The 26111-nt window shown below is 38.4% G+C and carries 31 protein-coding genes, 1 tRNA gene, 1 other RNA gene and 1 pseudogene; 27 read left to right on the forward strand and 7 right to left on the reverse strand.

All coding sequences use genetic code 11. The features are described from left to right. Together FBQ94_RS15835 and FBQ94_RS17575 are read left to right on the forward strand one after the other, a co-directional pair. On the forward strand, window positions 1-216 hold a 216-nt coding region (locus tag FBQ94_RS15835), incomplete at its 5' end, for a hypothetical protein (RefSeq protein ID WP_285442255.1). An 89-nt stretch (window positions 217-305) separates the two neighbouring features. Continuing rightward, window positions 306-1331 carry a tyrosine-type recombinase/integrase gene (locus FBQ94_RS17575; protein WP_352246956.1) on the forward strand — a complete coding sequence of 342 codons (1026 nt, stop codon included), beginning with the start codon at window positions 306-308 and terminating at the stop codon, window positions 1329-1331. Here the strand turns inward: FBQ94_RS17575 and FBQ94_RS15840 are convergent. The 3 genes from FBQ94_RS15840 to xerC all read right to left on the reverse strand — a co-directional run bounded on the left by FBQ94_RS15840 (window position 1286) and on the right by xerC (window position 3511). Beyond that, window positions 1286-1356 (reverse strand) — tRNA-Gly (locus FBQ94_RS15840). The genes FBQ94_RS17575 and FBQ94_RS15840 overlap by 46 nt on opposite strands. Window position 1357: 1 nt before the next feature. Beyond that, window positions 1358-2410, reverse strand: a complete 1053-nt coding sequence (gene mnmL, locus FBQ94_RS15845; RefSeq protein WP_007221286.1) for a tRNA modification radical SAM protein MnmL/YtqA — start codon at window positions 2408-2410, stop codon at window positions 1358-1360. 231 nt (window positions 2411-2641) lie between these two features. Continuing rightward, window positions 2642-3511, reverse strand: a complete 870-nt coding sequence (gene xerC / locus FBQ94_RS15850; protein WP_007221285.1) for a tyrosine recombinase XerC — start codon at window positions 3509-3511, stop codon at window positions 2642-2644. A gap of 255 nt (window positions 3512-3766) precedes the next feature. On the opposite strand from xerC, the gene pabB reads away from it, so the two are divergent. The 3 genes from pabB (at window position 3767) to FBQ94_RS15865 (ending at window position 7874) form a co-directional block, all read left to right on the forward strand. Continuing rightward, complete coding sequence (pabB, locus tag FBQ94_RS15855) at window positions 3767-5182, forward strand: aminodeoxychorismate synthase component I (protein WP_007221284.1); 1416 nt, start codon at window positions 3767-3769, stop codon at window positions 5180-5182. A gap of 44 nt (window positions 5183-5226) precedes the next feature. After that, a complete protein-coding gene (gene pabC / locus FBQ94_RS15860; RefSeq protein ID WP_007221283.1) occupies window positions 5227-6078 on the forward strand; it encodes an aminodeoxychorismate lyase in 852 nt (283 codons plus the stop codon). Between the two features lie 416 nt (window positions 6079-6494). Next, window positions 6495-7874 (forward strand): sigma-54-dependent transcriptional regulator, encoded by a 1380-nt coding sequence (locus FBQ94_RS15865; protein ID WP_285442256.1) that lies wholly within the window; start codon window positions 6495-6497, stop codon window positions 7872-7874. An 87-nt stretch (window positions 7875-7961) separates the two neighbouring features. Here FBQ94_RS15865 and alr read toward each other — a convergent pair whose 3' ends face one another. The 4 genes from alr to FBQ94_RS15885 all read right to left on the reverse strand — a co-directional run bounded on the left by alr (window position 7962) and on the right by FBQ94_RS15885 (window position 12776). Then, complete coding sequence (alr, locus tag FBQ94_RS15870) at window positions 7962-9077, reverse strand: alanine racemase (protein WP_007221281.1); 1116 nt, start codon at window positions 9075-9077, stop codon at window positions 7962-7964. Window positions 9078-9131: 54 nt separating this feature from the next. After that, window positions 9132-10319 carry an 8-amino-7-oxononanoate synthase gene (gene bioF, locus FBQ94_RS15875; protein ID WP_007221280.1) on the reverse strand — a complete coding sequence of 396 codons (1188 nt, stop codon included), beginning with the start codon at window positions 10317-10319 and terminating at the stop codon, window positions 9132-9134. Between the two features lie 297 nt (window positions 10320-10616). Beyond that, window positions 10617-11600, reverse strand: a complete 984-nt coding sequence (gene bioB / locus FBQ94_RS15880) for a biotin synthase BioB (RefSeq protein WP_007221279.1) — start codon at window positions 11598-11600, stop codon at window positions 10617-10619. Window positions 11601-11759: 159 nt separating this feature from the next. After that, complete coding sequence (locus tag FBQ94_RS15885) at window positions 11760-12776, reverse strand: hypothetical protein (RefSeq protein ID WP_007221278.1); 1017 nt, start codon at window positions 12774-12776, stop codon at window positions 11760-11762. Between the two features lie 107 nt (window positions 12777-12883). Between FBQ94_RS15885 and ssrS the strand changes: the two genes are divergently transcribed. The 22 genes and pseudogenes from ssrS to FBQ94_RS15985 all read left to right on the forward strand — a co-directional run bounded on the left by ssrS (window position 12884) and on the right by FBQ94_RS15985 (window position 25062). Next, window positions 12884-13064: non-coding RNA, 6S RNA (ssrS, locus tag FBQ94_RS17640), on the forward strand. A gap of 190 nt (window positions 13065-13254) precedes the next feature. Beyond that, window positions 13255-13845: a sigma-70 family RNA polymerase sigma factor gene (locus FBQ94_RS15890; RefSeq protein WP_007221277.1), complete on the forward strand. Its 591-nt coding sequence runs from the start codon at window positions 13255-13257 to the stop codon at window positions 13843-13845. Then, window positions 13845-14669 (forward strand): zf-HC2 domain-containing protein, encoded by an 825-nt coding sequence (locus FBQ94_RS15895; RefSeq protein WP_007221276.1) that lies wholly within the window; start codon window positions 13845-13847, stop codon window positions 14667-14669. Before FBQ94_RS15890 ends, FBQ94_RS15895 begins: the two co-directional genes overlap by 1 nt. Before the next feature lie 120 nt (window positions 14670-14789). After that, window positions 14790-15419, forward strand: a complete 630-nt coding sequence (locus tag FBQ94_RS15900) for a cyclase family protein (RefSeq protein ID WP_007221275.1) — start codon at window positions 14790-14792, stop codon at window positions 15417-15419. 34 nt (window positions 15420-15453) lie between these two features. Beyond that, on the forward strand, window positions 15454-16002 hold the full coding sequence (locus tag FBQ94_RS15905; protein ID WP_007221274.1) for a pyruvate ferredoxin oxidoreductase subunit gamma: 549 nt from the start codon (window positions 15454-15456) through the stop codon (window positions 16000-16002). Then, window positions 15999-16259: a 4Fe-4S binding protein gene (locus FBQ94_RS15910; protein WP_007221273.1), complete on the forward strand. Its 261-nt coding sequence runs from the start codon at window positions 15999-16001 to the stop codon at window positions 16257-16259. The genes FBQ94_RS15905 and FBQ94_RS15910 overlap by 4 nt, the downstream gene beginning before the upstream one ends. Then, window positions 16259-17431, forward strand: coding sequence for a transketolase C-terminal domain-containing protein (locus FBQ94_RS15915; protein WP_007221272.1), 1173 nt, complete (start codon window positions 16259-16261; stop codon window positions 17429-17431). The genes FBQ94_RS15910 and FBQ94_RS15915 overlap by 1 nt, the downstream gene beginning before the upstream one ends. A 159-nt stretch (window positions 17432-17590) precedes the next feature. Further along, window positions 17591-18456: pseudogene (locus FBQ94_RS15925) on the forward strand (thiamine pyrophosphate-dependent enzyme). A gap of 486 nt (window positions 18457-18942) precedes the next feature. Then, window positions 18943-19161 (forward strand): type II toxin-antitoxin system HicB family antitoxin, encoded by a 219-nt coding sequence (locus FBQ94_RS15930; RefSeq protein WP_007221270.1) that lies wholly within the window; start codon window positions 18943-18945, stop codon window positions 19159-19161. Window positions 19162-19166: 5 nt separating this feature from the next. After that, entirely contained in the window at window positions 19167-19406 is a 240-nt protein-coding gene (locus FBQ94_RS15935; protein WP_007221269.1) for a type II toxin-antitoxin system HicA family toxin, read from the forward strand. Between the two features lie 6 nt (window positions 19407-19412). Further along, a complete protein-coding gene (locus FBQ94_RS15940) occupies window positions 19413-19580 on the forward strand; it encodes a hypothetical protein (protein WP_007221268.1) in 168 nt (55 codons plus the stop codon). Continuing rightward, on the forward strand, window positions 19567-20427 hold the full coding sequence (locus tag FBQ94_RS15945; RefSeq protein ID WP_007221267.1) for a restriction endonuclease FokI C-terminal domain-containing protein: 861 nt from the start codon (window positions 19567-19569) through the stop codon (window positions 20425-20427). The genes FBQ94_RS15940 and FBQ94_RS15945 overlap by 14 nt, the downstream gene beginning before the upstream one ends. Window positions 20428-20535: 108 nt before the next feature. Then, on the forward strand, window positions 20536-20835 hold the full coding sequence (locus FBQ94_RS15950) for a nucleotidyltransferase family protein (protein ID WP_007221266.1): 300 nt from the start codon (window positions 20536-20538) through the stop codon (window positions 20833-20835). Next, window positions 20832-21179: a HepT-like ribonuclease domain-containing protein gene (locus FBQ94_RS15955; protein WP_007221265.1), complete on the forward strand. Its 348-nt coding sequence runs from the start codon at window positions 20832-20834 to the stop codon at window positions 21177-21179. The genes FBQ94_RS15950 and FBQ94_RS15955 overlap by 4 nt, the downstream gene beginning before the upstream one ends. Window positions 21180-21746: 567 nt before the next feature. Then, the gene (locus tag FBQ94_RS15960; RefSeq protein WP_007221264.1) at window positions 21747-22421 is read left to right on the forward strand and encodes a hypothetical protein; all 675 of its coding nucleotides are present in this window, start codon (window positions 21747-21749) and stop codon (window positions 22419-22421) included. A 170-nt stretch (window positions 22422-22591) separates the two neighbouring features. Beyond that, complete coding sequence (gene maoP / locus FBQ94_RS17580) at window positions 22592-22861, forward strand: DUF413 domain-containing protein (protein ID WP_040543612.1); 270 nt, start codon at window positions 22592-22594, stop codon at window positions 22859-22861. Window positions 22862-22879: 18 nt separating this feature from the next. Then, window positions 22880-23050 carry a PIN domain-containing protein gene (locus FBQ94_RS15965; RefSeq protein WP_007221263.1) on the forward strand — a complete coding sequence of 57 codons (171 nt, stop codon included), beginning with the start codon at window positions 22880-22882 and terminating at the stop codon, window positions 23048-23050. Window positions 23051-23520: 470 nt separating this feature from the next. Beyond that, window positions 23521-23769: a BrnT family toxin gene (locus tag FBQ94_RS17585; RefSeq protein ID WP_352246958.1), complete on the forward strand. Its 249-nt coding sequence runs from the start codon at window positions 23521-23523 to the stop codon at window positions 23767-23769. Continuing rightward, on the forward strand, window positions 23720-23956 hold the full coding sequence (locus tag FBQ94_RS15970) for a hypothetical protein (protein WP_007221262.1): 237 nt from the start codon (window positions 23720-23722) through the stop codon (window positions 23954-23956). Before FBQ94_RS17585 ends, FBQ94_RS15970 begins: the two co-directional genes overlap by 50 nt. Before the next feature lie 251 nt (window positions 23957-24207). Continuing rightward, a complete protein-coding gene (locus FBQ94_RS15975) occupies window positions 24208-24396 on the forward strand; it encodes a hypothetical protein (protein WP_007221261.1) in 189 nt (62 codons plus the stop codon). After that, window positions 24381-24695, forward strand: coding sequence for a type II toxin-antitoxin system RelE/ParE family toxin (locus FBQ94_RS15980; protein ID WP_007221260.1), 315 nt, complete (start codon window positions 24381-24383; stop codon window positions 24693-24695). The genes FBQ94_RS15975 and FBQ94_RS15980 overlap by 16 nt, the downstream gene beginning before the upstream one ends. Before the next feature lie 163 nt (window positions 24696-24858). Next, window positions 24859-25062 carry a hypothetical protein gene (locus FBQ94_RS15985; protein ID WP_007221259.1) on the forward strand — a complete coding sequence of 68 codons (204 nt, stop codon included), beginning with the start codon at window positions 24859-24861 and terminating at the stop codon, window positions 25060-25062. Window positions 25063-26111 lie beyond the last annotated feature (1049 nt).

Here is a 26111-nt window from a genome sequence, read left to right on the forward strand (position 1 = left end):
AAACTTCTTGGGATTACTTGTGATGAAATTGCCTTGTCCATACTTATACGCATGTCATGTCAGAATGTAGGTATGTTACGTCAGGGGCTTAGTAAGCGCGTTAGCGTATTACTTTTTATTGATAATGTTTGCTGGTACTTGATAGAGATAATTACTTGTGTAAAAAATTTTCTGGGCTATTTTTCCAGAAAATTTTTTATCTATATACCACTTTGATTTATTTTTTTGGAACATCAGCTCTAAGCTGTTCCAAAAAAATAATCAAAACCTTGCCTCTTAGGATTCAAAAAAAAGAAAAAGCAAAGATGGACTTCGGATTACATAAAAGAAATCGTAAATGGTATTATGACTTTTATATTAACAATGTAAGATACAGAGGTAGTACCAAAACCTCATCAAGAGAATTGGCAATTCAATTTGCACGAAAAATATATAATGAATTATATCTTGGTAAATATGAACTTAAAAACAATCTTAAAGTAAAACTTGAAGATATAATACAAGAGTATATTTTTCTGAATAAGAATAATTTTTGTAAAGATTGGCTTCAGACAAAACAATGGAAATTAAATAATTTTCTTAAGTACATGACAGACCAGGGAATCAGTTATCTGGACCAAATTACTGTATCACACCTTGAGCATTATAAAGCGCATTTACTTGATTTCCGCAAGCCTCATACAGTTAAAAATACAATTACAATAATTAGTACACTTTTAAATTTTGCTGTTAATCTTGGATATATTAATAATAATCCAGCTAAAAAGTTAAATCCTATTCGTGGTATTCAGAAAAATAAACAGCGTTTCTTATCAAAAGAAGAGATTTCTAAGGTATTAGATGTTACTAAAGGTACATATTTGGAAAATCTTGTTAAAGCTGCTGTTTATACTGGAATGAGACGCCGAGAATTGCTTTATCTTCAATATCAAGATATCGATATTTGCAAAATGACAATTCATATCAAAAACAAACAGGACTTTACAATAAAATCGAAGGGAGAACGTATATTACCACTTCATAAAAATTTAGAATCTGTTTTTAACGGTGTAAATGGTGATGAATATTGTTTCAAGAAAGATGGCAAGATTATTCATGAGGATAGAGCAAGTAGAAACTTTATTGAACTTGTCGAAAAAGTTGGATTAACAGATATAGGTTTACATACATTAAGACATACTTTTATTAGTCAATGCTTAATGGCAGGAATATCTATTTGGGAAGTTGCAAAGTGGGTTGGGCATAGTACGGCATATATGACGGAACTTTATGGACATCTTTGTCCAGCGGGCGAGGGGAATCGAACCCCCATACCTAGCTTGGGAAGCTAGTATTCTACCACTGAATTACGCCCGCATTATATGTTTATGGTATGTAATTTTGGCTTTTTTGAATCTTGCCCCTGTATATGTAAAACGGGCGCCGAGGTTAAATGATTGGTTCTTACCGGTATCTCACTCTTATACAAACAGCCTTGATATGATCCCCGATGTTCCAGTTCCCGGCTTATCCCTGAAGTAATCTCTGCTTTACTAGCCTTCCATACCGGCGATATAAGAAAATCGCCATGCGTATCACCCACGAGCCTCTGGACTGTGACATCTGATGGAATATGCTCCAGGAAGTCTGCAGCAAGTTGAATATACGTGTTCATATCCAATGTTTGTATCTTACCTTCAAAATATTCTTTAGCTAACGCAGTATTTTTCGCTACATATAAATGATGAAGTTTGATGCCTTGTATATTCAATCCAGCAACAGCCTTTGCTGTCTCTATCATATCTTCTCTTGTTTCTCCAGGCAATCCTAAGATAACATGAACGCATATGCGGATGCAAGTTTTTTTTGTACGATTTATGGCGTTGAGAAATGTGCGGTAGTCATGTCCTCTGTTCATACGCCTTAAGGTTGCATCATGTATGGATTGAAGTCCGTATTCAATCCATACATGATAGTTTTCTGTATAGCCGTTAATAAGGTCTATACTATCATCCGTTATGCAATCGGGTCGTGTACCGATGGAAATCCCAATAACATCCTTATCTGCTAACGCCTCTTCATAACATAATCTCAAAGTTTCAACATCTGCATAGGTATTGGTAAAGGACTGGAAATAAGCGATAAATTTTTCAGCACCGTATCTCTGCTTATGAAACGCCTTGCCTTTCTTGATTTGTTCTTTTATGGAAAGATAAGGTCCTTTGACATTCGGACTAAAGCTCTCATTGGCACAATAGGTACACCCGCCCACACCAACACGTCCATCACGATTGGGACACGTAAAACCGGCATGGAGCGATATCTTGTGTACTTTATAAGGGAATTGCTCTTTCAGATATTCACGAAAAGGGAAAAATCGGTATTTTAACAGATATGGACTTTGCTGAAATGATACAGAAAAATTTTTCATAAAGTTACTGTAACAAGAATAGTAGAAATTATCAAATACAAAACGGCAAGAAACGGACCCATATAAAATAGGACTTGGGCGACTTTTGTTTTGCGGCCAGGCGGCAAGGGGGCGAAGCATTTGCCGTTCAGCGTATACATAGTATTTTAGGCCAATAACGGCAAATGCTTCGCCCCTACAATAGATATTGAATTCCTATACGTTAAATTTATGGAAAAGCTATTCCTACTTTTATGCCCTGGGATGTGTTCTGTCGTATACCTGTTTTAACCGTTCCGTAGTTATATGGGTATAGATTTGAGTGGTGGAAAGATTGGCATGACCCAGAAGCTCCTGGACAAAGCGCAAATCAGCACCCTGGTCTAGCAAGTGAGTTGCAAAACTATGCCGAAAGGTATGAGGAGAAATTTTACTGCTTAACCCTGCCTTTTTTATGTATTTTTCCAGCGCTCGCGCCACACTCCGGTCCGTGAGGCGTCCCCCGCACTTGTTTAAAAAGAGCGCCTGATTATCTGAACCTCTTTTATCGAGATATAACCGTATGGCGTTTAAGGCATAATTTCCTATAGGCAACAGACGTTCCTTTTTGCCTTTTCCCTTTACTTTAACAACCCCTTCAAGAAAATTTACATCTGCAACATCAATCCCTACCAGTTCGCTTACCCTGATGCCTGTGCTGTATAATGTCTCCATCATAGCGCTATCGCGGATGCTGAGTGAAGAGTGTAAATCGGGCTGATTTAAAAGCACTTCAGTATCATTGACACTCATAAACTCAGGGAGCTTTCTCTCTAATTTCGGCGTCCGGATATTTTCTACAGGATTGAATTCTAAAATACCTTCACGACAGAGATATTTGTGAAGAGACCGAATGGATACTAATTTTCTTGCGATGGTAGCTTTTGAATACCCTTGTTCTTTTAAGAAGGCAAGAAACTTTCTCAGCAATAACCGGCTTACATTCCCAAGATCACAGCAGCGTTCATTCCTAAGAAACGAAAGATATTGGTTTAAATCGTTCTGATATGCCCTCAAGGTTTGTAATGAAAAGTTCTTGTCGTGCTCAATATGTGCAAGGTATTTATTGACATAATCCTGCATATTTCAATCCGAAATTATGTGGCAACGGATACAGAACAAATACATCATGTATGTTTTCCAACTCAGGGGAGAAATCGCTTTTGATGTTAGCATACTCGAAGGCAAATAACAAGGAAAAACAGTCTTTTAAGAAGCGGTGCAAGTAATTTACCTTGACAAAAATTTAGACCCTATCTAGAATTACACAACAAACGTTAATCTTTTTACTATAATTGAGAGTCAAATAACTATCAAAAGAGAAATGGATTTACCTACGTGCTAGCAGGTGACGTTTTTGTTCATGAGGTCAAGGATGCCTGCCCCCCCTTTGAGGCGTTTTGCCGGCTTGTCTCCAATACCAACCTATTTTTTCTCGATAGCGCTTTGCCTGCCAAAGGAATTTCAAGATATTCCTTTCTCGGTTTCGATCCCTTTTTAACCATAAAGACAAAGCATCGCAAGATTACCCTGACTGACAAAGATGGTACCATAGAAACTGAAGGAAATCCCTTTGAACATCTTCGGGAATTATTAAAACAGTTCTCATTGACAACCATACAAAAATCCATCCCCTTTCCTTGTGGTGCGGTTGGATATCTTGGCTATGACTTGTGCCATTTTGTCGAGAAATTACCGAGCAAGGCCGTTGATGATATGGGACTACCTGATATGTATATGGGATTTTATGATATTGTTATCTCTTACGATCATGTTCTGGGAAAATGCTCTATAGTTGGAGTAGACTTCGGTATTGATAATACCCTAAAAGATAAGATAGAACAAATCGCTCATGTATTAGGTAAAAAATCAGATAGTACATCTGAAACCATAAACCATCCCGCTCCTTTAGAACTATCTGAACCTACATTCCGTTTTAATTTTACAAAAGAACTCTATCTCGGCGCAATCAGGCAGATCAAAGACTATATCAAGGCGGGCGATGTGTATCAGGTCAATCTTTCTCAACGGTTAGAAACTCACATCGCTATCCCCCCCTATAAACTTTATAAGAGATTGCGTTCGGTAAATCCGGCTCCGTTTTCCTGCTATGTAACCTTTGATGATGTTGCGATTATCAGTTCCTCACCTGAGAGATTCCTTCAGGTCCGCAACAGACATGTCCAGACCCGTCCTATTAAAGGCACACGGCCTCGCGGTAAGGACGAAAAAACAGATGATCACATGAGACAGGCCTTAATCTCCAGCCCAAAGGATGATGCAGAGCTTACCATGATTACTGACCTGGAACGAAATGATCTGGGGCGTGTGTGCAATTATGGTTCTGTTAATGTGACAGAAAAAAAGGTTTTAGAAACCTACCCTACCGTGTATCATCTGGTTTCTACTGTTGAAGGGGATTTGCATGAACGATACGATTTAGTAGACTTGCTAAAGGCTACGTTTCCCGGAGGTTCTATTACCGGCGCACCAAAGATCCGTGCCATGCAGATTATTGATGAGCTTGAACCTACCAAACGAGGTGTTTATACAGGCGCTGTGGGGTACATAGGATTTAACGGAGATATGGACCTTAACATTGCTATACGCACCTTCGTTATGAAGGGTAAGACAGTATACTTTCAGGTTGGGAGTGGTATTGTAGCCGATTCAGACGAAGAAGAAGAGTACGAAGAGACTATGCATAAGGCCAAGGCCCTCATTGATTCCTTAAAATTATGTAATTCACGATAGAAAAATACCGGTTATCATAGAACGTGTAAAATTGGTAAAGCCCATTGTCCAACGCTATCTTTTTAAATGATAAAATTATAGAAGAAACTGAAGGACACATAAGCACCCTGGACCGGGGTTTTCTTTATGGAGATGGTCTTTTTGAAACTTTGAGAACTTACAATAAAAAGCCATTCCGAATTGACGATCACATTACACGTCTCTCAAATTCGGCACAGTATTTTGATATCCCTTTTCCTTATACATCTCAGCAAATACGACACATTATTGAACAGCTTCTTACTACAAACAATTTAACGGATGCCTATGTACGTATGACACTCTCCCGTGGATTTGCGGCACATGGAATTATTCCTGCGGAAATTATAAACCCTACCTTTGTAATTCACACAAAACCATTGACGCCTTACCCGGCATCGTTATATAAAAACGGTATGTCGCTTATCACTTCCCATATCCGGAGGAGTACTACCTGCCCTCTTTCACGTCACAAAACACTCAACTTCTTAGCTAACTGTCTTATAAAGAAAGAAGCAATAGAAGAGAAAGCTCACGATGCACTTATCCTCAATACAGATAACTATGTTACCGAATGTGCTGTAAGTAATATTTTCATTGTTCAGGGAAATACTATTATTACTCCATCCCTGAATGCCAATATTTTGCCGGGCATTACACGGAAGGTTGTCTTAAAGCTCTGTAGAGAAAACAATATTTGTACCTTGGAGAAGCTCTTTGGAATGGAAACAGTCCTTGAGGCGGACGAGGTCTTTATCACTAACTCCTTACTAGAGATCATGCCCATTTCAAAAATGAACGGACAATCTATTGGAAAGCTTATCCCCGGTCCTATAACAAAACTTTTACACGATAGATACAGAGAGATAACACAGTAGGATAAGACTCCAAAAGCAGATATTGGTTATGAATCAACATTGTTGCATAAATATTCATAAGTACTGAATTTAGAAGAGTTTAAGCCTTCACCTTGTTTTTCTTAAGTTGTTGATAACAAAACACTTATACAATTTACGAAACAACGCTGTGTAAATCTGTGCAAATTTGTACACAATATATTTGACAAATTTATTTACTTTATTATCATGTAATTACTTATTTTGGACTCATCAACAATAGAAAATGCTTACCTATGAAAAGTCGTGATATATCAGGATAGGTTATAATGATGTAAGATAATAACCAATAAAGGTTTAAAGCTCTTTTTTTATTACTTTTCCTATTAAGTAAGAATATGTGTTACCTTCTCAATATTATTATAAAGTAAGGTGTCAAATATAAGGTATCAAATATTATGAAAACTATTCTGGTAGTTGATGATGAAATAGGAATACTTGAATCGTTTAGAATGATATTAAAAGATACCTACAGGGTTCTTACTGCCAATGATGGTTTAAAAGCGTTAGAAATCCTCCGTAATGAGAGTGTTAATTTAGTAATTCTCGATATTATTATGCCGGGAATGGCAGGACTGGACGTCCTTAAAGAAATCAATAAAACGTATCACGATATCGATACCATAATAGTCACCGCGATAAAAACGGTTAAAACAGCTATTGATTCCATGAAACTAGGCGCTTCTGATTATATTGTAAAACCGTTTGATGTGGAAGAAATCAAACTCATTATCGATAAAATACTCCATTCAAGAGAACTCTCGCAGGAGGTAGCATATCTTCGCTCTGAAATAAATAAAGATTTCGAATTTAATAATATTATCGGACAATGCCCTACCATGAGACAAATCGTCGACACGGTTATGAGGGTAGCAAAAGGGAATTCTCCAGCGCTTATTCGGGGTGAGAGTGGTACGGGAAAGGAACTTATTGCCCGGGCAATACACGTGCAAAGTTCAAGAAATGCCAAGCCCTTTATCGCTGTAAGCTGCCCCAACTTGCATGATAACCTGTTAGAGAGTGAATTGTTTGGACATGAGAAGGGTGCATTTACCAATGCAACCGATAAAAAAACAGGACGTTTCGAATTGGCAAACGGTGGCACTATATTTCTGGATGAAATCAGCGAAATGAGTTTAGCAAACCAGGCAAAACTTTTACGGGTTTTACAGGAATATGAGTTTGTGCGGGTTGGAGGCACGAAGACAATAAGCATTGATGTCCGGTTAATTGCAGCTACCAATGTCGACCTTAAAACTGCAATTGCGAAAGGCACATTCCGTGAGGATTTATTTTACCGGATAAATGTTGTCCCTATAGATTTACCCCCCTTAAGGGAGAGGAAAGAGGATATCCCGCTTCTGATAAATCATTATTTTCAAAAATATAAAAAGGAATTCCACTCCAAAGCAAAAAGAATTCACCCATCAGCAATGAAGCTGTTGGAAAATTACTTATGGCCAGGGAATATAAGAGAATTGAAAAATGTTATCGAAAGAGTGCTTACCCTTTACGGGGACAGTGATGCCATTCTCGGCGAACACCTTCCTTTGGAAATCAGAAAAGAATTTGATTATACTACCTCACATAATATAACCAATCCAGTTGAATTATCGGGAATTGAATCACTTGATGAGATCGTCTCTCGTATAGAAAAAGAAATCATAGAAAAAGCCCTTCAAAAAGCAAACGGCAGACAAACCAGAGCTGCGCAATTCCTAAAAACAACACGAAGAATATTAAAATATAAGATGAGCAAATTGGGGATAACGACGTAACATAGCCATAGACACAGTAAATAGAGATACTACCGGCAGGAAAATAACCCCCTCCCCTATTTTGTATAAAAACGGTAATTTCTCTTATCAATTAATATAAACCCTCGGTACACGTTTGCTTACATTACAAACAATCTCATAGGGGATGGTGTTTAACTGTTTCGCAACCGATTCTACAGCTATCGACTCCCGCCCCTGAATACCATAAAGCACAACTTCATCCCCTACCGATACCTCTTTTATATAGCTTACATCCACGAAACATTGATCCATACAAATACGGCCAATAATAGATGCTTTTACGCCCCTTATAATAACCTTTCCCTGATTGGAGAGTAATCGACTATAGCCATCATCATACCCTAAGGGAAGGGTTGCAACACGGGTAGGTCGGTTAATCCTGTACCCTCTGCCATAACCGACAACATCCCCTGGTTCCATATGCTTAATATGAATAATCCTTGTCTTAAAGCTCATCACAGGTCGAATGCCAATCTCCCTTGATACCTCTTCTGAAGGATATAACCCATACAACGCCAGGCCTGGTCTAACCATAGTAAAATAAGCATCAAAGTAACCAAGTATGGCGCCGCTATTTGCCATATGTCTTAAAGGAATACCCATATTGATTGTTTCAGGAGCTGCTAATACCTCTCGGAATCTTTTTATTTGTAGATTGGTATACTCTGAATCCCTTTCGTCAGAACATGAGCAGTGAGTATAGATCCCTTCGATGAAAAGGTTTTTCATCTCTTGTATACCCTGTATAAATTCTACAGCTCTGGTGTACTTCACACCAATACTCCCCATGCCGGTATCCACATACATATGGACTTTCACAATTTTATTTAAATATGCTGCTCTCTTTGATAACACAGAGGCAAGCTTCAGGTCATAAACAGTCGGCGTTAAATCGTATTCAATAACACTGGGTATTTGTTCCTCAAAAAGCCCTCCCAGAAGTAATATCGGCGCTCTTATTCCTTTTTCCCTCAGGCGGACGCCTTCTTCAAGGATAGCTATACCAAGCATCTCGACACCCTGATTTATCAGAATTTTACTTACTTCATAATCACCGTGGCCGTAGGCATCTGCTTTGACAATACCTATAATTTTTACTTCCGGCCCGACTTTCCTCTTCAGGGCCAATACGTTATACCTGAGGGCACTCAAATCAATTTCAACCCATGTTGGTCTATGCATAATTTTTCTTAAAATTTATTTCCAATCTGTGAAATTTGTAGATCAAGAGGTAATTTATTGATCTGAGGTTTTATGATTCCCGAAGGTTAAAAATCCAATATCTTTCAAAGTATCCAGTAACCTGTTTATATCCTCTTCGGTATGAGTAGCCATTAAGGAAATCCGCAACCGGCTCGTACCTGAAGGCACGGTAGGCGGCCGAATCGCAGGAATTAAAATCCCTCTTCTGTAGAGTATCTCGGATAAATCAAGAGCATCTTTTGCCGGTCCAATAACGATAGGAACAATCGGGCTTTCCACTGCTATCGTGTGGATAAATTCCGATAACCGGAATTTTACATAGTTAATATTACTCCATAACCTATCAATAAGAGATATATCCTCCTGGATAAGCGTTAATCCCGCTAATGATGCGGCACATAGGGAAGGAGGCAAGGCTGTTGTGTAGATGAAAGAACGGGCTTTATTCTTTAAGAAGTCAATAAGGTAGTTACTTCCGGCAATGAATCCACCAACACTACCGATGGCCTTACTCAATGATCCCATAATAATATCAATCTTTCCCTCAAGCCCGTAGTGTTCAATCATACCTTTCCCCTGTCTTCCAAACACCCCTGTTGCATGAGCATCGTCTATCATAAGCATGGCATCGTATCTTTTGGCAATCTCTACAATTTCCGGTAACAATGCAATATCACCGTCCATACTAAACACACTATCAGTAACGATCAACTTTCTGCGGAATGGAGCAGACCTTTGTAATAATGATTCTAATTTATGAATATTATTATGAGGATAGATGCGGAAGGTTGCACCGGATTGGCGACAGCCGTCAACAATACTTGCGTGATTCAGTTTATCTCCAATAACAAGGTCTCCTTTTGTGACAAGGGCACATAAAGCGCCCATATTAGCCATGTAACCAGTCGGGAATAGCAGAGCGGCCTCCGTTCCCTTAAACTCCGCAATTTTCTTTTCAAGTTTTTCATGAAGGATCATATTTCCGGAAACCAATCGTGAAGCGCCGGTACCCCATCCGTATTGATGGATAGCTTCAATAGCAGCCTGTTTTATTTTTGGATGATTGGCAAGTCCAAGATAGTTGTTTGAACAGAATGATAAATATGATGTGCCCTGGATTTGAATATGGGGACCCTGCGGACCTTCGATAGTTCTATACTCACGCATGAGGGAGCGGTCTTTTAATCCTTTTAACTCATCTAAAATAAAATCTGTCCCCATCGCACAAATATTTCTTGTATAGCTTATGTATATCTCTGTAGTATCAGGATTTTCATTGGAAGTTTACCCCTTGTAGTAACCCACGGGTAAGCGTATGTATTTTCGGAAAAGAAGAGATTAAGGAACAGGTATTCGTTTCCTCTCTGCCAGGAGGAGATCAAGAGATGTATATCTTCTGTTCCTCTTAGAGTATTACCCTGTAAAAACTTCTTTTTTTTGTAAGTTTTTCTTTGTGTCCTTTGTGTAAAACTTTGTGTGCTTTGTGGTTAAACTCTTTTTGGTTGCAGCTTTGCTGTGCTATGATATTTTCAATTCCAATTCAAGATCTTTTATCATTTGCAAATCATCTTCTATCTTTCTTCCCTTTGTAGTCAGATAGTTTCCAATCATCGTACTATTAGCGCCTGCATAAAACATCCATGATTGTAAATCACGCAGATTCTTTTCACGGCCACCCGCGATTTTAATTTCCTTATCAGGCAAAACGAATCGAAATACAGAAATAATCTTTAATGCTTCCCTCGGTACTAAAGAGGCGCTGTTTTCCAGTGGCGTACCAGCGATCGGATATAAAAAATTTAAAGGAACAACATCGACCTCCAAATCTTTCAAGGTAAACAACAGATGAATACGGTCTTCTCTCTCTTCCCCGATACCAAAGATTGCGCCACTGCATATTTCTAATCCAGCCTCCTTTGCAGCATAGATAGTATTTACCCGGTCAGTAAACGTGTGTGTTGAACATACCTTTGGAAAAAACCTCTCAGATGTCTCCAGGTTGTGATTAATCCTTCTGAGTCCACTTTTCACTAAAGATACCGCTGTTTCTTTTGTCAGTGTTCCAAAAGAACCATGCGGATGGACGCCGGTATTCAGAACAACGGTTTTTATTGCCTCGCAAATCTTATCAAGCTCATGAGGATTATCGATGCTATATCCGCTGGTAACGATACCAAGAGAGCTTGAACCCGTCTGTTCCGCATATTTGGCGCCATCGAGTATCTTATTTGTACTTACGAATGGAAAGGCATCAATGCTCGTATGATAACGGGCAGACTGAGAACAGAAACTACAATCCTCTGTGCATTTACCCTGTTTTGCGCTAACAATAGAGCAGGTATTTATATCATGCCCAAAATACTGTAAACGTATCTGATTAGCCCAATAGAATACATCATAAATCTCATCGCCCTCTATTTCCATAAGAAATAGGGCATCATCGCGACTGACAGGTTCATTCTGTAAGGAACGGTGCGCAATTTTTTTTATTTTATCATTCATCGTAAGTAATTTTAGCTACAAATACCATGAGCCACGAATGAACACGAATTTACACGAAATAAGAGTAAAAGAGGCAACAAGCAGAAAGGTTTTTATCTTGTTCCTCTTTTTCTTACGTGCTTCTTCATTCGTGCCCATGTGTGTTCATTCATGACTAAACTATATATTTTTATATTTCAGATAGGCATTACGGACATTGTGCCAAACAACTTCGGGACGTTCGGACCGTACATACGTCATACAATCGGTTCCCTCAAAGCTCCATGTGGCTATGTTTCGGATCCCTGAATTGTAAGCCACATCTATCGCTGTTGTAATCTCGTCTTCTCTGTTTGCAGGCACCCGATAACCCTGTATCCATATTTGAGGTTCTTTGTTATATTTCTTTGAAAGGGCAATCACATCATGAGAAATACGACTCACAAATTCAGTTACATCTTGTTTATAACTGTACCAATAAGGATCACTCCCGAAGATATGTATACTTTTAATCGTGGCGACCTTTTCCCATTCATAGATACCATATCGGGGATCAGTTTTTGGGAATAAACAAACTGCACTCTTTAATCCCTTTTCAGATGCCTCATTCGCCAGGTACGCAAGAAAATTGACAATCGTCATTTGTCGAAACGCCTTTACGTCTTCGGTAAAATCCAGAGGCATCTCGTAGCCGTAGGTATGTTTAAAAATATCGCCACATACACTACAGGTACATCCCCAAATATCCCTCTTTAAACCTCCGAACAAAGAGGTAAACTCTCCAAAAAACAGATGCGGCTCATCCCACAATATACCTTCCGCCTTTGTCTTTGCTGCAAATTCAATCCATGCCAGCATGGTATCCCGAAATGTCTTTGAGTTTAAACATGCCTTGTATGTTCTTATCTCGCCTTCTGAAAAACTTAATCGTTGTCTGCAGTGTGGATAGAGTTTGACAAAGGTAGAGAAGGACTCTCCGCCAAAAACACGCCCGACACCCCATGGATCAAGAAAGACCTCCAATCCGGCTTCGTGACTTGCCTTCACTATATCGACCATCGTGCCCGAATGATACAGCGTATCGTACTCACTCAAAGTATGAACGACAAAATTACAGCCATCATCGGTCATCTTCTTCATATCTTCCCGGACATGGCGCAGTATCCGGTTCGCAAAATAGCTCGCTCCAAGTTTCATGGTGGTTTATGTTACCTTCAGAAAAGGTATTCTGTCAAGTAAATCCATACACAAATATTTTTCCCTTGCCTGAACATTGCCTAATTGCTAAGATACCAAAAGTTCTTTAGGCTCTGCCATGTGCGTGTTTTGAGGCGTTATTTTTAAGGACCTATACTATCATTTTGGTAGCCCGTCTTTGCTAGTAAGCGTACTCTTCTTTATAAGAAAAGTACAAAGCTATCATGGGGTAACCTACTATAAAACACGGGTCCAAAAGATATCCTCTCACGGCATTGCGGTGGAGCCTAATTCATCTCTTTTTTGCAAATCTTCTCTTCGTAAAATATTGCTTTTGCATCTATCATATCAAAAATTCATTTTTTCCACAAACCTTATATTGTCTTGAATTTACATATATAAACTTATATAATGTCTCTTGTAAAATGGGAACCTTATACAGTGTTTTTTTGTTTTAGAAAATTGGAATCTAAAGACAATGAGGGAAGAAAATAACAGAAGGAAAGAATTTGAAGAAATTGCCATGAGGCATATCGATTCCCTCTATAATATGGCATTGCGCCTGATACTTAATAAAGAGGAAGCCGAAGACCTTGTCCAGGAAACGTATTTAAAAGCCTACCGGTTTTTTAATACTTTTGAAAAGGGGACAAATATAAAAGCGTGGCTTTTTAAGATCCTTCGGAATACCTTTATCAATAAGTATCGAAAAACAATGAGTATGCCGAATGAGTTCTTTTACGAGGATACGGAATCACTCAATAATCATATAACCTATGATGAAGAAAAGAGATCCGAAGAACCATCAGATACTTTAGAAAGTAAATATACTGATTTGAGTAACCTGATGGAAGATGATGTAAAGCATGCAATTGACAGCCTGCCTCTTGAATACCGGGAAGCTGTCCTGCTTTCAGATGTAGAGGAATTGCCTTATAAAGATATTGCGGAAATTACGAATGTGCCTATTGGAACCATAAAATCCAGACTTAACAGGGGAAGAAAATTACTCCAAAAGAGTCTGCGAGAATATGCGAAAGACAGAGGCTTTATTAAGAGGAAAAAATAATGTCTTGTATTGATACGATGAAATATCTTCATGAATTCATGGATAGAGAGGTCCACGAACCTCATTATGTAATGATTCAAGAACATCTTGGCCACTGTGATGAATGCCGCCAAAGGTATGAATTTGAAAAAGGTATTCGATCTTTAGTAAAAGCATACTGCACAAACATCACAGCTCCTGTGTATCTTCAAAACAGAATCCTTAGCCAACTTAATTCTCTTGATGCTGAGGACACCAGGCGCGCTGTTAAAGAGATTATTTATCAACGAAATCCACGAAGCACATTCCTTTCTTCCCGTTTATACGCAGTAGCAGCATCTGTACTTCTCTTTCTGGCAGGTGGTATTTTTTATTACTCAAATTATTATGATAACGATCCCGTATCTATTGTTGATAATGCTGTAAAAAACCATGTTGTAGCGGTAAATAACAATTTGGTGTTTAATGAGAAAACCTCTGTTGTCGGTGAAGTAAATAAATATCTTGGAAATACCTTAAATACCAATTTGGAGAATTCATCTCCCGTTCTGGATACAAGACAAATCCGTACCGGAGGAATACCCGTTCGATCTTATGGGGCAAACAGTCCGTGTGTTATCTTTGATAAGGGCGGTAATAAACTGTCACTCCAAACAATACACAAAAACACCCTCTCAACGGGAAATCTGGAAAGAGTCCGATTAGGGTCTCAAGAATTTTATATAGGAAACTGCCGTGGATTTAATGCTGTATTATGGCAAGAGGACGGTATCACTTACTGCCTTACCTCAGATATTAACATAAGCGATATGTTGAGATTTGCAAAAGGTCTTACTTCATACTAACATCCATTTGTTTATTCTTTAAGTAAAGTTCTTTATAATTATTCAGTCCTTTGCCATCCTTAAAAAGCAAAGAATCTATTTTTTGGATTTTATCCTTCGCATTTACCTGTCATTCAACCAATGAGCTTCTACGACGTTACACTCACAATATCAAATACCCTCATTACCTGGCCTACTGACCCGCCTGTAGCTATCCGAAAAACAAGCTTGATTTCTCAGGGTGATTCCAGTAATGTATCCGAATTAAAGTTCGGCTCACATTGCGGAACCCATATTGATGCGCCCTATCATTTTGAAGAAAACGGCATCAAAATAGATCAAATCCCCTTAGATTACCTCATAGGAAATGCAACGGTATTCGATATAAAAAATAAAGAAAAGATTGATTTGGATGAGGTAAAATTATTACAATTAAAAGGTGTTAAAAGAGTTATTTTTAAGACTATTAATTCTACTTACTGGAAACTCTCAGAGTTTAAAAAAGATTTCATCTATATCACAAAAGAAGCTGCCCAATACTTAGTCGATAACGAGGTAAAACTCATAGGGATAGATTATCTTTCCGTTGAAAAATTTGAAAGTACCTATGCTGATACCCACCATATCCTGTTAAGAAAAGACGTTGTCATTATTGAAGGCCTCGACTTAAGTAACGTAAAAGCAGGTAATTATGAATTGATCGCATTACCATTAAAGATAAAGGATGGTGATGGAAGCCCGGCACGGGTAATTTTAAAAAATATATCATAATGAAAATAATAACCAGATAGGAGGTACATATTCATTGATCGAGATCAGGGTTCATGGACGAGGGGGGCAAGGTTCCGTGACAGCAGCAGAATTGTTAGGTTTTGCAGCTCATAGTGATGGAAAATATGCGCAGGCATTTCCATCATTTGGATCAGAAAGGATGGGAGCACCTGTTCAGGCATTTGTTCGAATTAGTGATAAGCCTATCCGTATCAGAAGCCAGGTTTATAAACCTAATTATGTTATTGTACAAGACCCCACGCTCTTAGAGGTAATTAATGTCCTTGATGGATTACAAGAAGACGGACTGTTGTTAATTAATTCGAAGAAAAAGGTGGCTGAATTAGGTGTAAATACTACTATCAAAGTAAAGACAATTCCGGCTATGGAAATTGCTTTAGAAGTAATCGGAAGACCCATTATGAATACAACCCTTCTGGGGGCTTTTGCTGCGGCCACCGGAGAAATTAGCTTAGAGGGTATCCGAAAGGCAATTCATCATAAATTTCCAGGCTCGGTAGGAGAAAAGAATATTGCAGCCGTATTGAAGGCTTTCGATTTTATTAAAAAGGAGTCATTATGAGATTAGATTTAGGCGCAATTGCCAAAGCTGGCTCTAGCAAGGCAAATCAGACAGGAAGCTGGAGAAATTTTAAGCCAATCTTTCACCAGGAGAAATGTATTGGCTGCAGCCTCTGTAAAATCTATTGCCCCGAAGGTTGTGTTACCATGGTAGAAAAAAAGAAATATACCGTCGATTATACCTACTGTAAAGGCTGTGGAATATGTGCCGAGGAGTGCTCTTCGAGTGATATTGATATGGTAGTGGAGGAGAAGTAATGAGTACAACATTTATTGAAGGCTCAATCGCTGTAGCAAAAACCGTAGGTGTTTGCAGACCACAGGTAATCTCCGCTTACCCTATCACACCGCAGACACATATTGTTGAACATCTTTCGGAGTTGGTAGCAAATGGAGAGCTAAAATGTGAATATGTGAATGTAGAAAGTGAACATTCCGCTGCGTCCGTAGTTCTTGGTGCAAGCGCCACCGGAGCAAGGACCTATACGGCTACTACATCTCAGGGATTTTTACTGATGATCGAGGTACTCTTTAATATTGCCGGTATGCGGCTCCCGATCGTCATGACCTGTGTCAATCGGGCTGTATCTGCCCCCATTAATATCTGGAACGATCAGCAGGATTCTTTAACAGCCCGAGACAGCGGCTGGATACAACTCTATGCTGAGGATAACCAGGAAGCAAGCGATATGCATCTTCAGGCATTCAAAATCGCCGAAAACAAAGATGTCATGCTGCCGGTAATGGTATGTATGGATGGCTTTATCCTCACCCACTCATTTGATCCCATAGAACTCATCACCCAGGAACAAGCAGACAAATTTTTGCCACCTTTTACACCACAATATTACTTAACACCAAAAAATCCGCTCTCTTTCGGTACTATGGTAGGACCGGATGGGTATATGGAAACCCGTTATTTCATCGAAAAGACGATGCATGCCTCGTTACAGGTTATTAGCGATGTTGCAGCCGACTTTCATAATCAATTTGGCCGTTTTCAAGGAGGACTTATTGATACCTATAAGGTCGAAGATGCCTCACTCGTACTGGTGGCTATGGGTTCGATTATCGGTACGATAAAGGATATAGTTGATGAACTGAGGGCAAAGGGACAGAAAATAGGCGTCCTTAAGGTTCGCTCATACCGGCCCTTTCCCAAAGATGAAATTTACAAAGCGTTGAGCCATGTAAGAGAGGTTGCTGTAGTGGAGAAAGCTGTCTCTTTGGGTTATGGTGGCATATTAGCAAATGAGATTAAAAGCGTATTCTATGGTAAACCTAAAACACCAAAAATTAATGGATATATCTTAGGCTTAGGTGGACGCGATATCACGGTAGATACTATACATCAGGTTATTAAAGACAGCGTAAACGTCTTGTCTGAAGAAAAGTTTATTGGACTCAACGAAGCGTTGATTAAACGATAACAGTTTATACCCCTTCCCTATTTACCTCCTAATAAAGGAGAGAAAATTATCTATCGGTAGCCTCCTGCCTTTGGACAAAGCAGGAAACTACTCAGTCTCCTTGATAGAAGAGAATAAGGGTGAAGGTGAACAAATATATACATCGGAGGAAATAATTGTATGACGACGACAACACTGACAGCCCCGACAGAACACGCATGTGGCCCCCTTTTAGCAGCCGGGCATACTGCCTGTACGGGGTGTGGTGAAGCACTTGCTGCAAAACTGGTATTGGGTGCGGCCGGACGGGATATTATCGTAACAGACGCGACAGGATGTCTGGAGGTCTTTTTGAGAACTCCGCCGCAGTAGCCTCAGGCATTGAAGCAGCCTTAAGGGCACTGGGAAGGCAAAACGAAGCGAAGGTTATCGCACAGGGTGGTGATGGTGGAACGGCCGATATTGGCTTACAGGCGCTGAGTGGTATGCTGGAGAGGGGGCACGATATCCTTTACGTTTGCTATGATAATGAGGCATACATGAACACCGGTGTCCAGCGAAGCGGCTTGACGCCCTTCGACTGTATGACAACAACCAGTCCTTATGGAGAGTATTCATGGGGAAATAAACATAACAAAAAGGACATGCCCAGCATTGCTGCCGCCCATGGTATTCCCTATGTTGCCACGGCCTCGGTAGCATTCCCAAAAGATATTGAAAACAAGGTAAAGAAGGCGCTCTCGATAACAGGTCCAAAATATATCCAGATTCATTCTCCCTGTCCACTCGGATGGAGATCGAACCCACAACTCACCATAAAAGTGGCAAAATTAGCCATTGATACAGGGTTGTATCCTGTTTTTGAGATGGAGAATGGCAAGATAACAAAGGTGAGAAAGGTAAAGAATCCAAAAGTACCTGTGGAAGAATACCTGAAGATCCAGGGCCGTTTCGCCCATCTTTTCAAATCAGCGAAAGCAAAGGAAGAGATACAAAAGATACAGGAGATTGCGGACCGGAATATTGAGAAGTATGGACTGGCATAATGAATTAGGCCTTTGCCAACTTTTATTTTTTATTAAACTGTAGGGCAAGGCTTCAGCCTTGCATCCCCGTTGAACATGCACAGGGGAGAGCAAAACCTACAGAATTGAAATTCCTAGACATAAATTTATTTTAGTAGAGACAAGGTAATGCCTTGTCTCTACCGAAAGACGCATAAATAAAATGGAAATTCCTATATAATCAAGATAATTCGTTGCGGAGGCATCAGGAACACGAAGTTTAAAAGATAGAATCCGGTCTTTTCGTTCTACGGAAAATAACCTTTGTCGTAAATTAATCCCCTTAGTTCTCCCTTGTAAAGGGCCGTCTAAGGGGATTTTTTATTATACATTATTTACCATATAAATCTTTCTTTATCGATTATGTCTTTATGGTGAACTATTTTTCATAGAAGTCTAATAGATTGACAAGTATAATAGTAGTCCGATCATATTTCGATTTAAAAAGTCTTTAGAAAGGTAATCATCATGCGACAATACAAAATTATTGTAGAAAAGCACCCCGATGGCTACGTAGCGTATCCATTAGGGCTTAAAGGTATTGTGGTGGGACAAGGAGATACATATGACGAAGCACTTTCAGACGTAAAATCTGCGATTCGCTTTCATATTGAAAGTTTTGGTGAAGATATCCTTGAAACTGAACCACCTATTCTTGAAGTCTTTGTTGCAGAGACTAAAATATAGAAATAATGCCAAAATTTCCGGTTGATGCCCCAAAATATAAGGTAATTAAGTCTCTTGAGATTTTAGGCTTCCGGATAGTTCGGGAAAAAGAGCATATCTCAATGGAAAGAATAAATCCAGATGGAACTAAAACTCCTCTGACTATGCCTAATCATCCAAAAATAAAATCATCTACGCTTCGAACAATTTGTACACAAGCAGGTATCACAAGGAATGATTTTCTTGATGCTTATGAAAAAGCATAGTGAACTATGAGTGATAAAGAATACTATAAGAAGCTGTACATTCAATTGAGAAATGAAAGTGGTAAGCAACCATCTTTAACGGCTTTTTATAAAAAGTGTAATATAAATAAAAGGGAATTAGGCAGGGCATTTGGAAGTCATGCTTTTTCAAAGTTAGTAAGTGAGTGGTGGTGATACTCCTAACACATTTAAAAAACCTAAGACACCTCTCGAAGATATATTAACACAGTGGGGCGACTTAGCAAGAGAACTTAAGAAAATACCAGTATCTGCCGATTGGGCTTATTACAATTGTAAGCCTACTATTGAAGGAATTTGTCAAAGTCACAGATTAAAATGGAAGGATATACCTAATAAATTTTTAGAGTATGCTTCTGATAAGCCGGAATGGGATGATGTTGTACGTATAATACCAAAAAGAGAATACGTAAAAACTGAAATATCAAATACAATCACGAGCAAATTGATTGAGGAACATCACAAATATCTACCACAGATTGTACATAATCTTGATGAACTCTCTGTTTCAGAAGAAAGACATTATGAGTTTGAAAAGAAGGTAAATTTAGTCTTTCAAATGCTTGAATTTGAAGTGGATGAATACGGGCAAGGTACAGGCAGAAATCCAGATGGAATTGCTAAAGATAACCAAAATAGGTACGCGATTATTATCGATGCAAAATCTCGAAGCAATGGTTATAAATTAGGTACTGATGATCGGCAAATCATAGAATATATAAATAAATTCAAAGGAATATTAGATAGACAAGGTTTTCATAAGATTTACTTTTTAATTGTATCTAGCAGGTTTGAAACTACCTCATGCAATTCAATTAATAATATTAAAATTGAAACCAATACAATAACATCGCTGATATCATCAGGCCTATTACTAAAAATTTTGGCAAAGAAAATAGAATTGCCTAGATTATTTGATTTAAAAGAATTTCAAAAATTATTGATTGAATCAGGTGAAATTACAGAGGAGAGAGTCAGTAGATTCCTATCAAAGATTAAATAAACTTCCTTAATTCAAATATATAAACGATTACCATCTAATCCCTTATTAGATTCGTTTATTTCAAAATGTTATCAGAAATTCTAAGCAATAAGATAGAAAGAATTCCCTATGTATGAGAAACAGAAAACTATTATTGAAGAGATAGAAAGTAAAATCTTGCCAATTTTAAAACGATATAATGTCAGCAGGGCTTCATTTTTTGGATCTATTGTAAGAGGTGAAATGACGGAAGAGAGTGATATAGATATTCTGGTAGAACTTCCAGAAACAGCGAGTTTGCTTGATCTTGCAGGTCTAAAGATAGACCTTGAAGAACTGTTAGGTAAAAGAGTGGATGTTTTAACTTACAATTCATTACATCCGCTTCTTAAGGACAGAATATTGAGCGAACAGGTGGCTATATTGTGAAAAAAGATCCAATAGTTTTTATTGAACATATTTTGGAGTGTATAGAACTTATTGAGGAATATACAAAAGGAGTTACAAAGGAAGAATTTTTTAAATTAAGGCAGTTACAGGACTCGGTGATAAGAAGAATTGAGGTTATTGGGGAAGCGGTAAAAAATATCCCTCAAGAGATAAAAGATAAATACAATCAAATCTCCTGGAAACGTATTTCAGGTATGAGGGATATTCTTATCCACGAATACTGGGGAATTGATCTTAATTTAACATGGAATGTCGCTACTCAGGAAATGCAAAATCTCAAAACAAGAATATTGGAAATTAAAAAGGATTTGTCTAGCCTATGAGATAATTTAATCGCTTAATGGCATCTATCTTTTCACTATTTCCCACCATTGCCTGTTTCAGGGCATTTTTTAACATCTCAATAGAATTGTCGTAGATATCTCTATTTACCCGGACGGGTGATAAAATAACCGTGACCGGAACATACTCTCAAATCTATATTCAATGAAAAATATTTGTTTAATTGGTTGGAATAACAGAATGAAACCTACATGAACCTATAAAATGTTACCCCTTCGGGGTTTTTGATTTTTTCGTTTGTATACATCTATAAAAATTACATCCCTTCAATCCCTTCGGGATTGTAAAAATTGTAATTGAATCAAATAAATGAAAGCCCGAAGGGGTGACATCCTATTTTGCGTTCTCAGCGGTAAACTACTACGTATAAAACCAAATAATTATCATGATTCCATATAGTAATAATGTGAGCATTATATGACAGAAACACATTCATTATTTCAACACAATTTTCTCCTATTTCTGTTTGACAACAGATGTAGTAAAACATAAAATGCCGACATTTATAGAATAAAGATAAAAATGAATGTTAGGCCCAAAGAGCTAGTATGAGTGATGCCTTCGATATGGTAATTCGCGAGTACATCGACTTCGTTAACCAGCAAGTCGGCGTTTATATGGATGCTCTCGCAGGGTTTTCGGGACATCACACACGTGTTGAGCGGCAAACTCACCGCATCTCTCGCTCAGTGGAAACCAAAACTGAAAGATCGGGTGAGCGAGTAATCGTTTGGGCTAGCTACGAAGATCCGACGCAGCCCAATATCATCCACAACCGGATAATTCGTGCAAAGGACTATATTGCAGCTAATGCAAAAGGCGGCTCGAATGAGCAGCAACATGCAAAGGCTATATTAGTGTTTCTGTTCACCTACTGGGAAGACGAAATTCGGCCAAGGCTTGCAACATCGCGGGGAGTACTGGTTCAGGAAGTCAGGTCAGACGTGATGGGCGACCTCCGAATTCTGCGCAATGTTATTCTTCATGCCAAGGGCATCATGCGTGCCGATAAGCACAAGGATCTGCAGAAGATCAAGGACTTGTTTGGCATCGATGAGCCTATCCATCTTCCATATGAAGTGATGCACAAGATTTTCATTCTTGTGAAACAAGACTGTGCGCGGATGCTATATAAATGGCTGGGGGTAGAGAATGCATCGGTTCAGCCAGAAGAAATTGTGGATTTGGCGATCCAGAAGTTTAATTCAGCAAGAAAGGCCTAACAAAGCCATGGAGTGCAATATGGCTTAACCAAATTCTTATTTTCGTTCGTTGTTGTTGATTAAGATTGTTATATCCAAGCGATTGTATATATAAATTCTGCAAAGTCAAGAAATATTGCGATATAGAATGTTTTCTGTACAAACAGAAGAATCAGTAAAGGATGGATTAGATGGATATCCCGAACGATCATAAGGTACTTCTCGCTCGACGAGACTTTGCGCCTCAATGCGATACATCGATCTTTTCCGCACGAGAAAAAGAAATCCTCGCGCGCTATGGCTGTTGGATGGAGGCTCTCGCAATAGGACAAATTGCTCCCATCACCGATGCACAAAGGCGCTTCATTAGAGTAGTACAAGAGGAGGTAGAGCCAGAGTCAGAGTCAGAGTTCGAAACCGCATGGCTTAAGTTGAAACTGCGTCGTCAGTATGAGGTATGAGAGGGGAGACGCCGTACTATGATCATCAGGATGAAGGGGAGAAGTGGTTTTCAAGGATGGAGTCTTGGGTTAATAAGTTTAAAAGACCAAAAAGATGATATGGTTTTGGAATTAGCAGTAACAGATGATTGTGATTATATTGTTACTCACAATATTAAACATTTTCAGATTTGGAGCAATTTAAATTAAAACTAATAATGCCTAAAGAATTTATTGGATTGCAAGGAGGTTCATTATAAGTACTTTGAGTGTGAGATTACTGAAATTGTTACATAAGATAAAGAAAATTGCTAGAAATAGAAGAAAAGATTTCTTTTAACTAGTTCATAAGCAATGTAGCAACCGAGAAGATCTCTGCTATTATGACTGTAGATTATTAAAAGAAGAGGCTAAATTGGGGAAGAAAAAAGACTTTTAAGCAATATTAAAAAGTACCGAATGTTGAATCGGAACCGTACGATAGATTACCCAAGTCATAACAATTCGCTTTACTTGGCCGCTATTTCATTGCACTCCATAGCAGTAGGTAAGCTTTATCATTATCCTTAGCAAAGGATTCTCCACTAGCAATTGTCATATTCAATTGCACAAGCAATATAATCAACAATGAAATATGCTTTTATTTTAATGGGCCAATCAAGGCAAGAAAGAATATAAAAATACACGGCGTATCATTTGGTGAGGCAAGCACTGCTTTTAAAGATACCTTATCCTTAACGATTTATGGCCCTCTGCATTCAGATGAAGAAAATAGATTCATTTTAATTGGAAACTCCTATAAAAATCGTCTTTTGGTAATTATTTATACAGAAAGAAGAGATAAAATCAGAATCATAAGCACAAGGAAAGCAATAAAAAATGAAAGAAAACAATATGAAGAGAATGCGAAAAGATTCAGACATGCTTGAAGAATATGATTTTAGCAAAGGTATTCAGGAAAAATATGCAAAAAAATATAGCAAAGGAACAAATGTTGTAGTTACTGATCCTGATATTGCAAAGTTTTTCCCCGACCATGATTCTGTAAATCAAGCATTGAGATCATTAGCTGAAATTATTAAAAGACAAAAAGGGATGTCTAACAAATCTCTTTAGCGGACGGCTGATAGTCACCGTTAATTCAATTCAGATAGCTTTAGCTCTAATTGAAATGTATAGGAAATTCAAATTTGTATATGGTAGGAGCCGACTCCAGCCGGTGTTTCAATTAACAAGTGATAATGATCTGTTGAAGATTTAAAGTGAAAGAGATTCGAGAAGCCGTTATAATAACGAAATAGAAAATATCAATACTTAATATTTAAGATGTAATTCTATATCTTACTTTATGAAAGAGGTGATTAGTTATGAGCACAGCGAAAGAAGAGGTAAAGGCTCTTCTGGATAGACTTCCCGATGATTGTTCGTTGGAGGATGTCCAGTACCACCTCTATGTGGTCGAGAAAATCCGAAGAGGAATCGAGCGTGCTGAAAAGGAAGGAGTGCTAAGTCAGGACGAGGTTGAAAGAAAGCTCAATAAATGGACCTCGAAGTAAAGTGGTCGCCTGAGGCTACAGAAGACCTTGAATCAATTGCCGAATATATCGCTCGGGATTCCCAGTTTTATGCCCGATCCGTTGTCACAGAAATGTTGGCAGTTTCCCGGCATATCCGTGAATTCCCTCTGATTGGCCGCATTGTGCCAGAGATCGGGGATGAGCGAATAAGAGAACGGTTCATCTACAGTTACCGCATGGTATACCGGATCGAGCCTACACGAATTCTCATCGTAGCGGTAATTCATGGGAAACGTCCACTGGAAAGTATTTCAGAAAGATTTGAAAGCGGCACATAGAATACAGTTCCAGAAGAAATGAATGCGAATTCCGTAATACCATTAATTATTAACAAGGATAGTTATTGGTGAGAATATGAAGCGTATCAAGATGGCAGCAAAACAGATTGGTGCGAAATGGTATTAAGGATGGAACATCGATCCTTGGGACCCGATCATTGCGATGAGAAGAAATCAGGTTTGGACAATAAAGAAGATGACGGATAGATATGAAATTATAGATATTGGGCTTGATCCGACAAGGGCGGTTCGTAGTCCATTTTATGAGATGGAGAAGCGACTCATTGCATTGAAAAGTTTGGGTTTGGGAAGGGTACAAAAAGATCAAATGGAGGAATCTATAGAGTTATATACCAAAATAAGGTGATTGCTGTAGAGATAGGTTTGGATTGGCGAGAACAATACATATATGCAGAACTTTCCCTCCTAATTAATGGAAAAATCAGAGAGAATCCTATTATTATACAGCCGAAAGTGACCTCACAACCTACAATCTCGAAGACCTTCTTGCAATAAGAGCTCCTAAAAAAAAGCTTAATCAAGAGTACTATCACAAACCATTAAACATTAAAATGGTAATGTTTCCACCACCCCCTGCTATCCAAGCTATATGGCTTTCGGCTTTTTACTATGACGGGTCTTTCACCCGCTAGAAAGCTGTACCCTTCGCTGGGCACGCCACTAATTAAGGTGTGACCCTGGACTGACTGTGACTGACCTCTATTTCACATTTGTCATTCTTGAATGCCTCACCGATGCTCTTCGTTACACAAAATATTATTGAATAGTAGGAGAAAACCTTGTATTTCCCTATATTTTGTACAAATTCTAAAATCTCTGCACTTTTCTACAAACCAGGGCGGGCACAAGATATTCTCTTCTCTATAATCCAACGGTATAATGAATAATGTATGGAGAGTAATAGCAAATAAGCGGCTGATGAGATGTAACATGCCTCACTTTTGTATCAGGCACACATCTGTGGCAAGTTCCACAAAACACATCAACCGTATTTATCAAAAATGGTAAGAATTATAAGATAATTTTAAAATTATCCATCTTTTTCAGTAACTATTTTCATTTTAATAGTTTACTGCGGTCCTATTCACCTGCTTTTCCTTCTGGAATCAATTCCTTTTCATATCAGGAGCATATTTTTTTACTTATCTGGTATATTTTTTGATTATCACATCAAAATAAATTGTTCTTTTGTTACTATCGAGTGCTTAAGAGCCTATAAATATGATTTACTTCTCTATAATGATTTCATATCATTGGATAGGGTATATGAATAAAAAGGAGGCGTATGTATGCTTGTTGCAAGCAGCCGTAAAAATCTCTTCGCCTGTTCAATGATCCTTGCCGGGCTTATTACCTTTTTATCATGCATAAAAAATTCAGCTACCCTGGCGCAAG

Origin of the sequence: Candidatus Jettenia sp. AMX1 (assembly GCF_030263775.1) — a bacterium.
GTDB lineage: Bacteria > Planctomycetota > Brocadiia > Brocadiales > Brocadiaceae > Jettenia > Jettenia caeni.

Coding starts and splice junctions, on each gene's coding strand:
- FBQ94_RS17575 (WP_352246956.1), top strand. CDS start 306: ATGGACTTCGGATTACATAAAAGAAATCGTAAATGGTATTATGACTTT.
- mnmL (WP_007221286.1), bottom strand. CDS start 2,410: ATGAAAAATTTTTCTGTATCATTTCAGCAAAGTCCATATCTGTTAAAA.
- xerC (WP_007221285.1), bottom strand. CDS start 3,511: ATGCAGGATTATGTCAATAAATACCTTGCACATATTGAGCACGACAAG.
- FBQ94_RS15865 (WP_285442256.1), top strand. CDS start 6,495: ATGAAAACTATTCTGGTAGTTGATGATGAAATAGGAATACTTGAATCG.
- alr (WP_007221281.1), bottom strand. CDS start 9,077: ATGCATAGACCAACATGGGTTGAAATTGATTTGAGTGCCCTCAGGTAT.
- bioF (WP_007221280.1), bottom strand. CDS start 10,319: ATGGGGACAGATTTTATTTTAGATGAGTTAAAAGGATTAAAAGACCGC.
- bioB (WP_007221279.1), bottom strand. CDS start 11,600: ATGAATGATAAAATAAAAAAAATTGCGCACCGTTCCTTACAGAATGAA.
- FBQ94_RS15885 (WP_007221278.1), bottom strand. CDS start 12,776: ATGAAACTTGGAGCGAGCTATTTTGCGAACCGGATACTGCGCCATGTC.
- FBQ94_RS15890 (WP_007221277.1), top strand. CDS start 13,255: ATGAGGGAAGAAAATAACAGAAGGAAAGAATTTGAAGAAATTGCCATG.
- FBQ94_RS15895 (WP_007221276.1), top strand. CDS start 13,845: ATGTCTTGTATTGATACGATGAAATATCTTCATGAATTCATGGATAGA.
- FBQ94_RS15900 (WP_007221275.1), top strand. CDS start 14,790: ATGAGCTTCTACGACGTTACACTCACAATATCAAATACCCTCATTACC.
- FBQ94_RS15910 (WP_007221273.1), top strand. CDS start 15,999: ATGAGATTAGATTTAGGCGCAATTGCCAAAGCTGGCTCTAGCAAGGCA.
- FBQ94_RS15915 (WP_007221272.1), top strand. CDS start 16,259: ATGAGTACAACATTTATTGAAGGCTCAATCGCTGTAGCAAAAACCGTA.
- FBQ94_RS15930 (WP_007221270.1), top strand. CDS start 18,943: ATGCGACAATACAAAATTATTGTAGAAAAGCACCCCGATGGCTACGTA.
- FBQ94_RS15935 (WP_007221269.1), top strand. CDS start 19,167: ATGCCAAAATTTCCGGTTGATGCCCCAAAATATAAGGTAATTAAGTCT.
- FBQ94_RS15940 (WP_007221268.1), top strand. CDS start 19,413: ATGAGTGATAAAGAATACTATAAGAAGCTGTACATTCAATTGAGAAAT.
- FBQ94_RS15950 (WP_007221266.1), top strand. CDS start 20,536: ATGTATGAGAAACAGAAAACTATTATTGAAGAGATAGAAAGTAAAATC.
- FBQ94_RS15960 (WP_007221264.1), top strand. CDS start 21,747: ATGAGTGATGCCTTCGATATGGTAATTCGCGAGTACATCGACTTCGTT.
- maoP (WP_040543612.1), top strand. CDS start 22,592: ATGGATATCCCGAACGATCATAAGGTACTTCTCGCTCGACGAGACTTT.
- FBQ94_RS15965 (WP_007221263.1), top strand. CDS start 22,880: ATGATCATCAGGATGAAGGGGAGAAGTGGTTTTCAAGGATGGAGTCTT.
- FBQ94_RS15970 (WP_007221262.1), top strand. CDS start 23,720: ATGAAAGAAAACAATATGAAGAGAATGCGAAAAGATTCAGACATGCTT.
- FBQ94_RS15975 (WP_007221261.1), top strand. CDS start 24,208: ATGAGCACAGCGAAAGAAGAGGTAAAGGCTCTTCTGGATAGACTTCCC.
- FBQ94_RS15980 (WP_007221260.1), top strand. CDS start 24,381: ATGGACCTCGAAGTAAAGTGGTCGCCTGAGGCTACAGAAGACCTTGAA.
- FBQ94_RS15985 (WP_007221259.1), top strand. CDS start 24,859: ATGAGAAGAAATCAGGTTTGGACAATAAAGAAGATGACGGATAGATAT.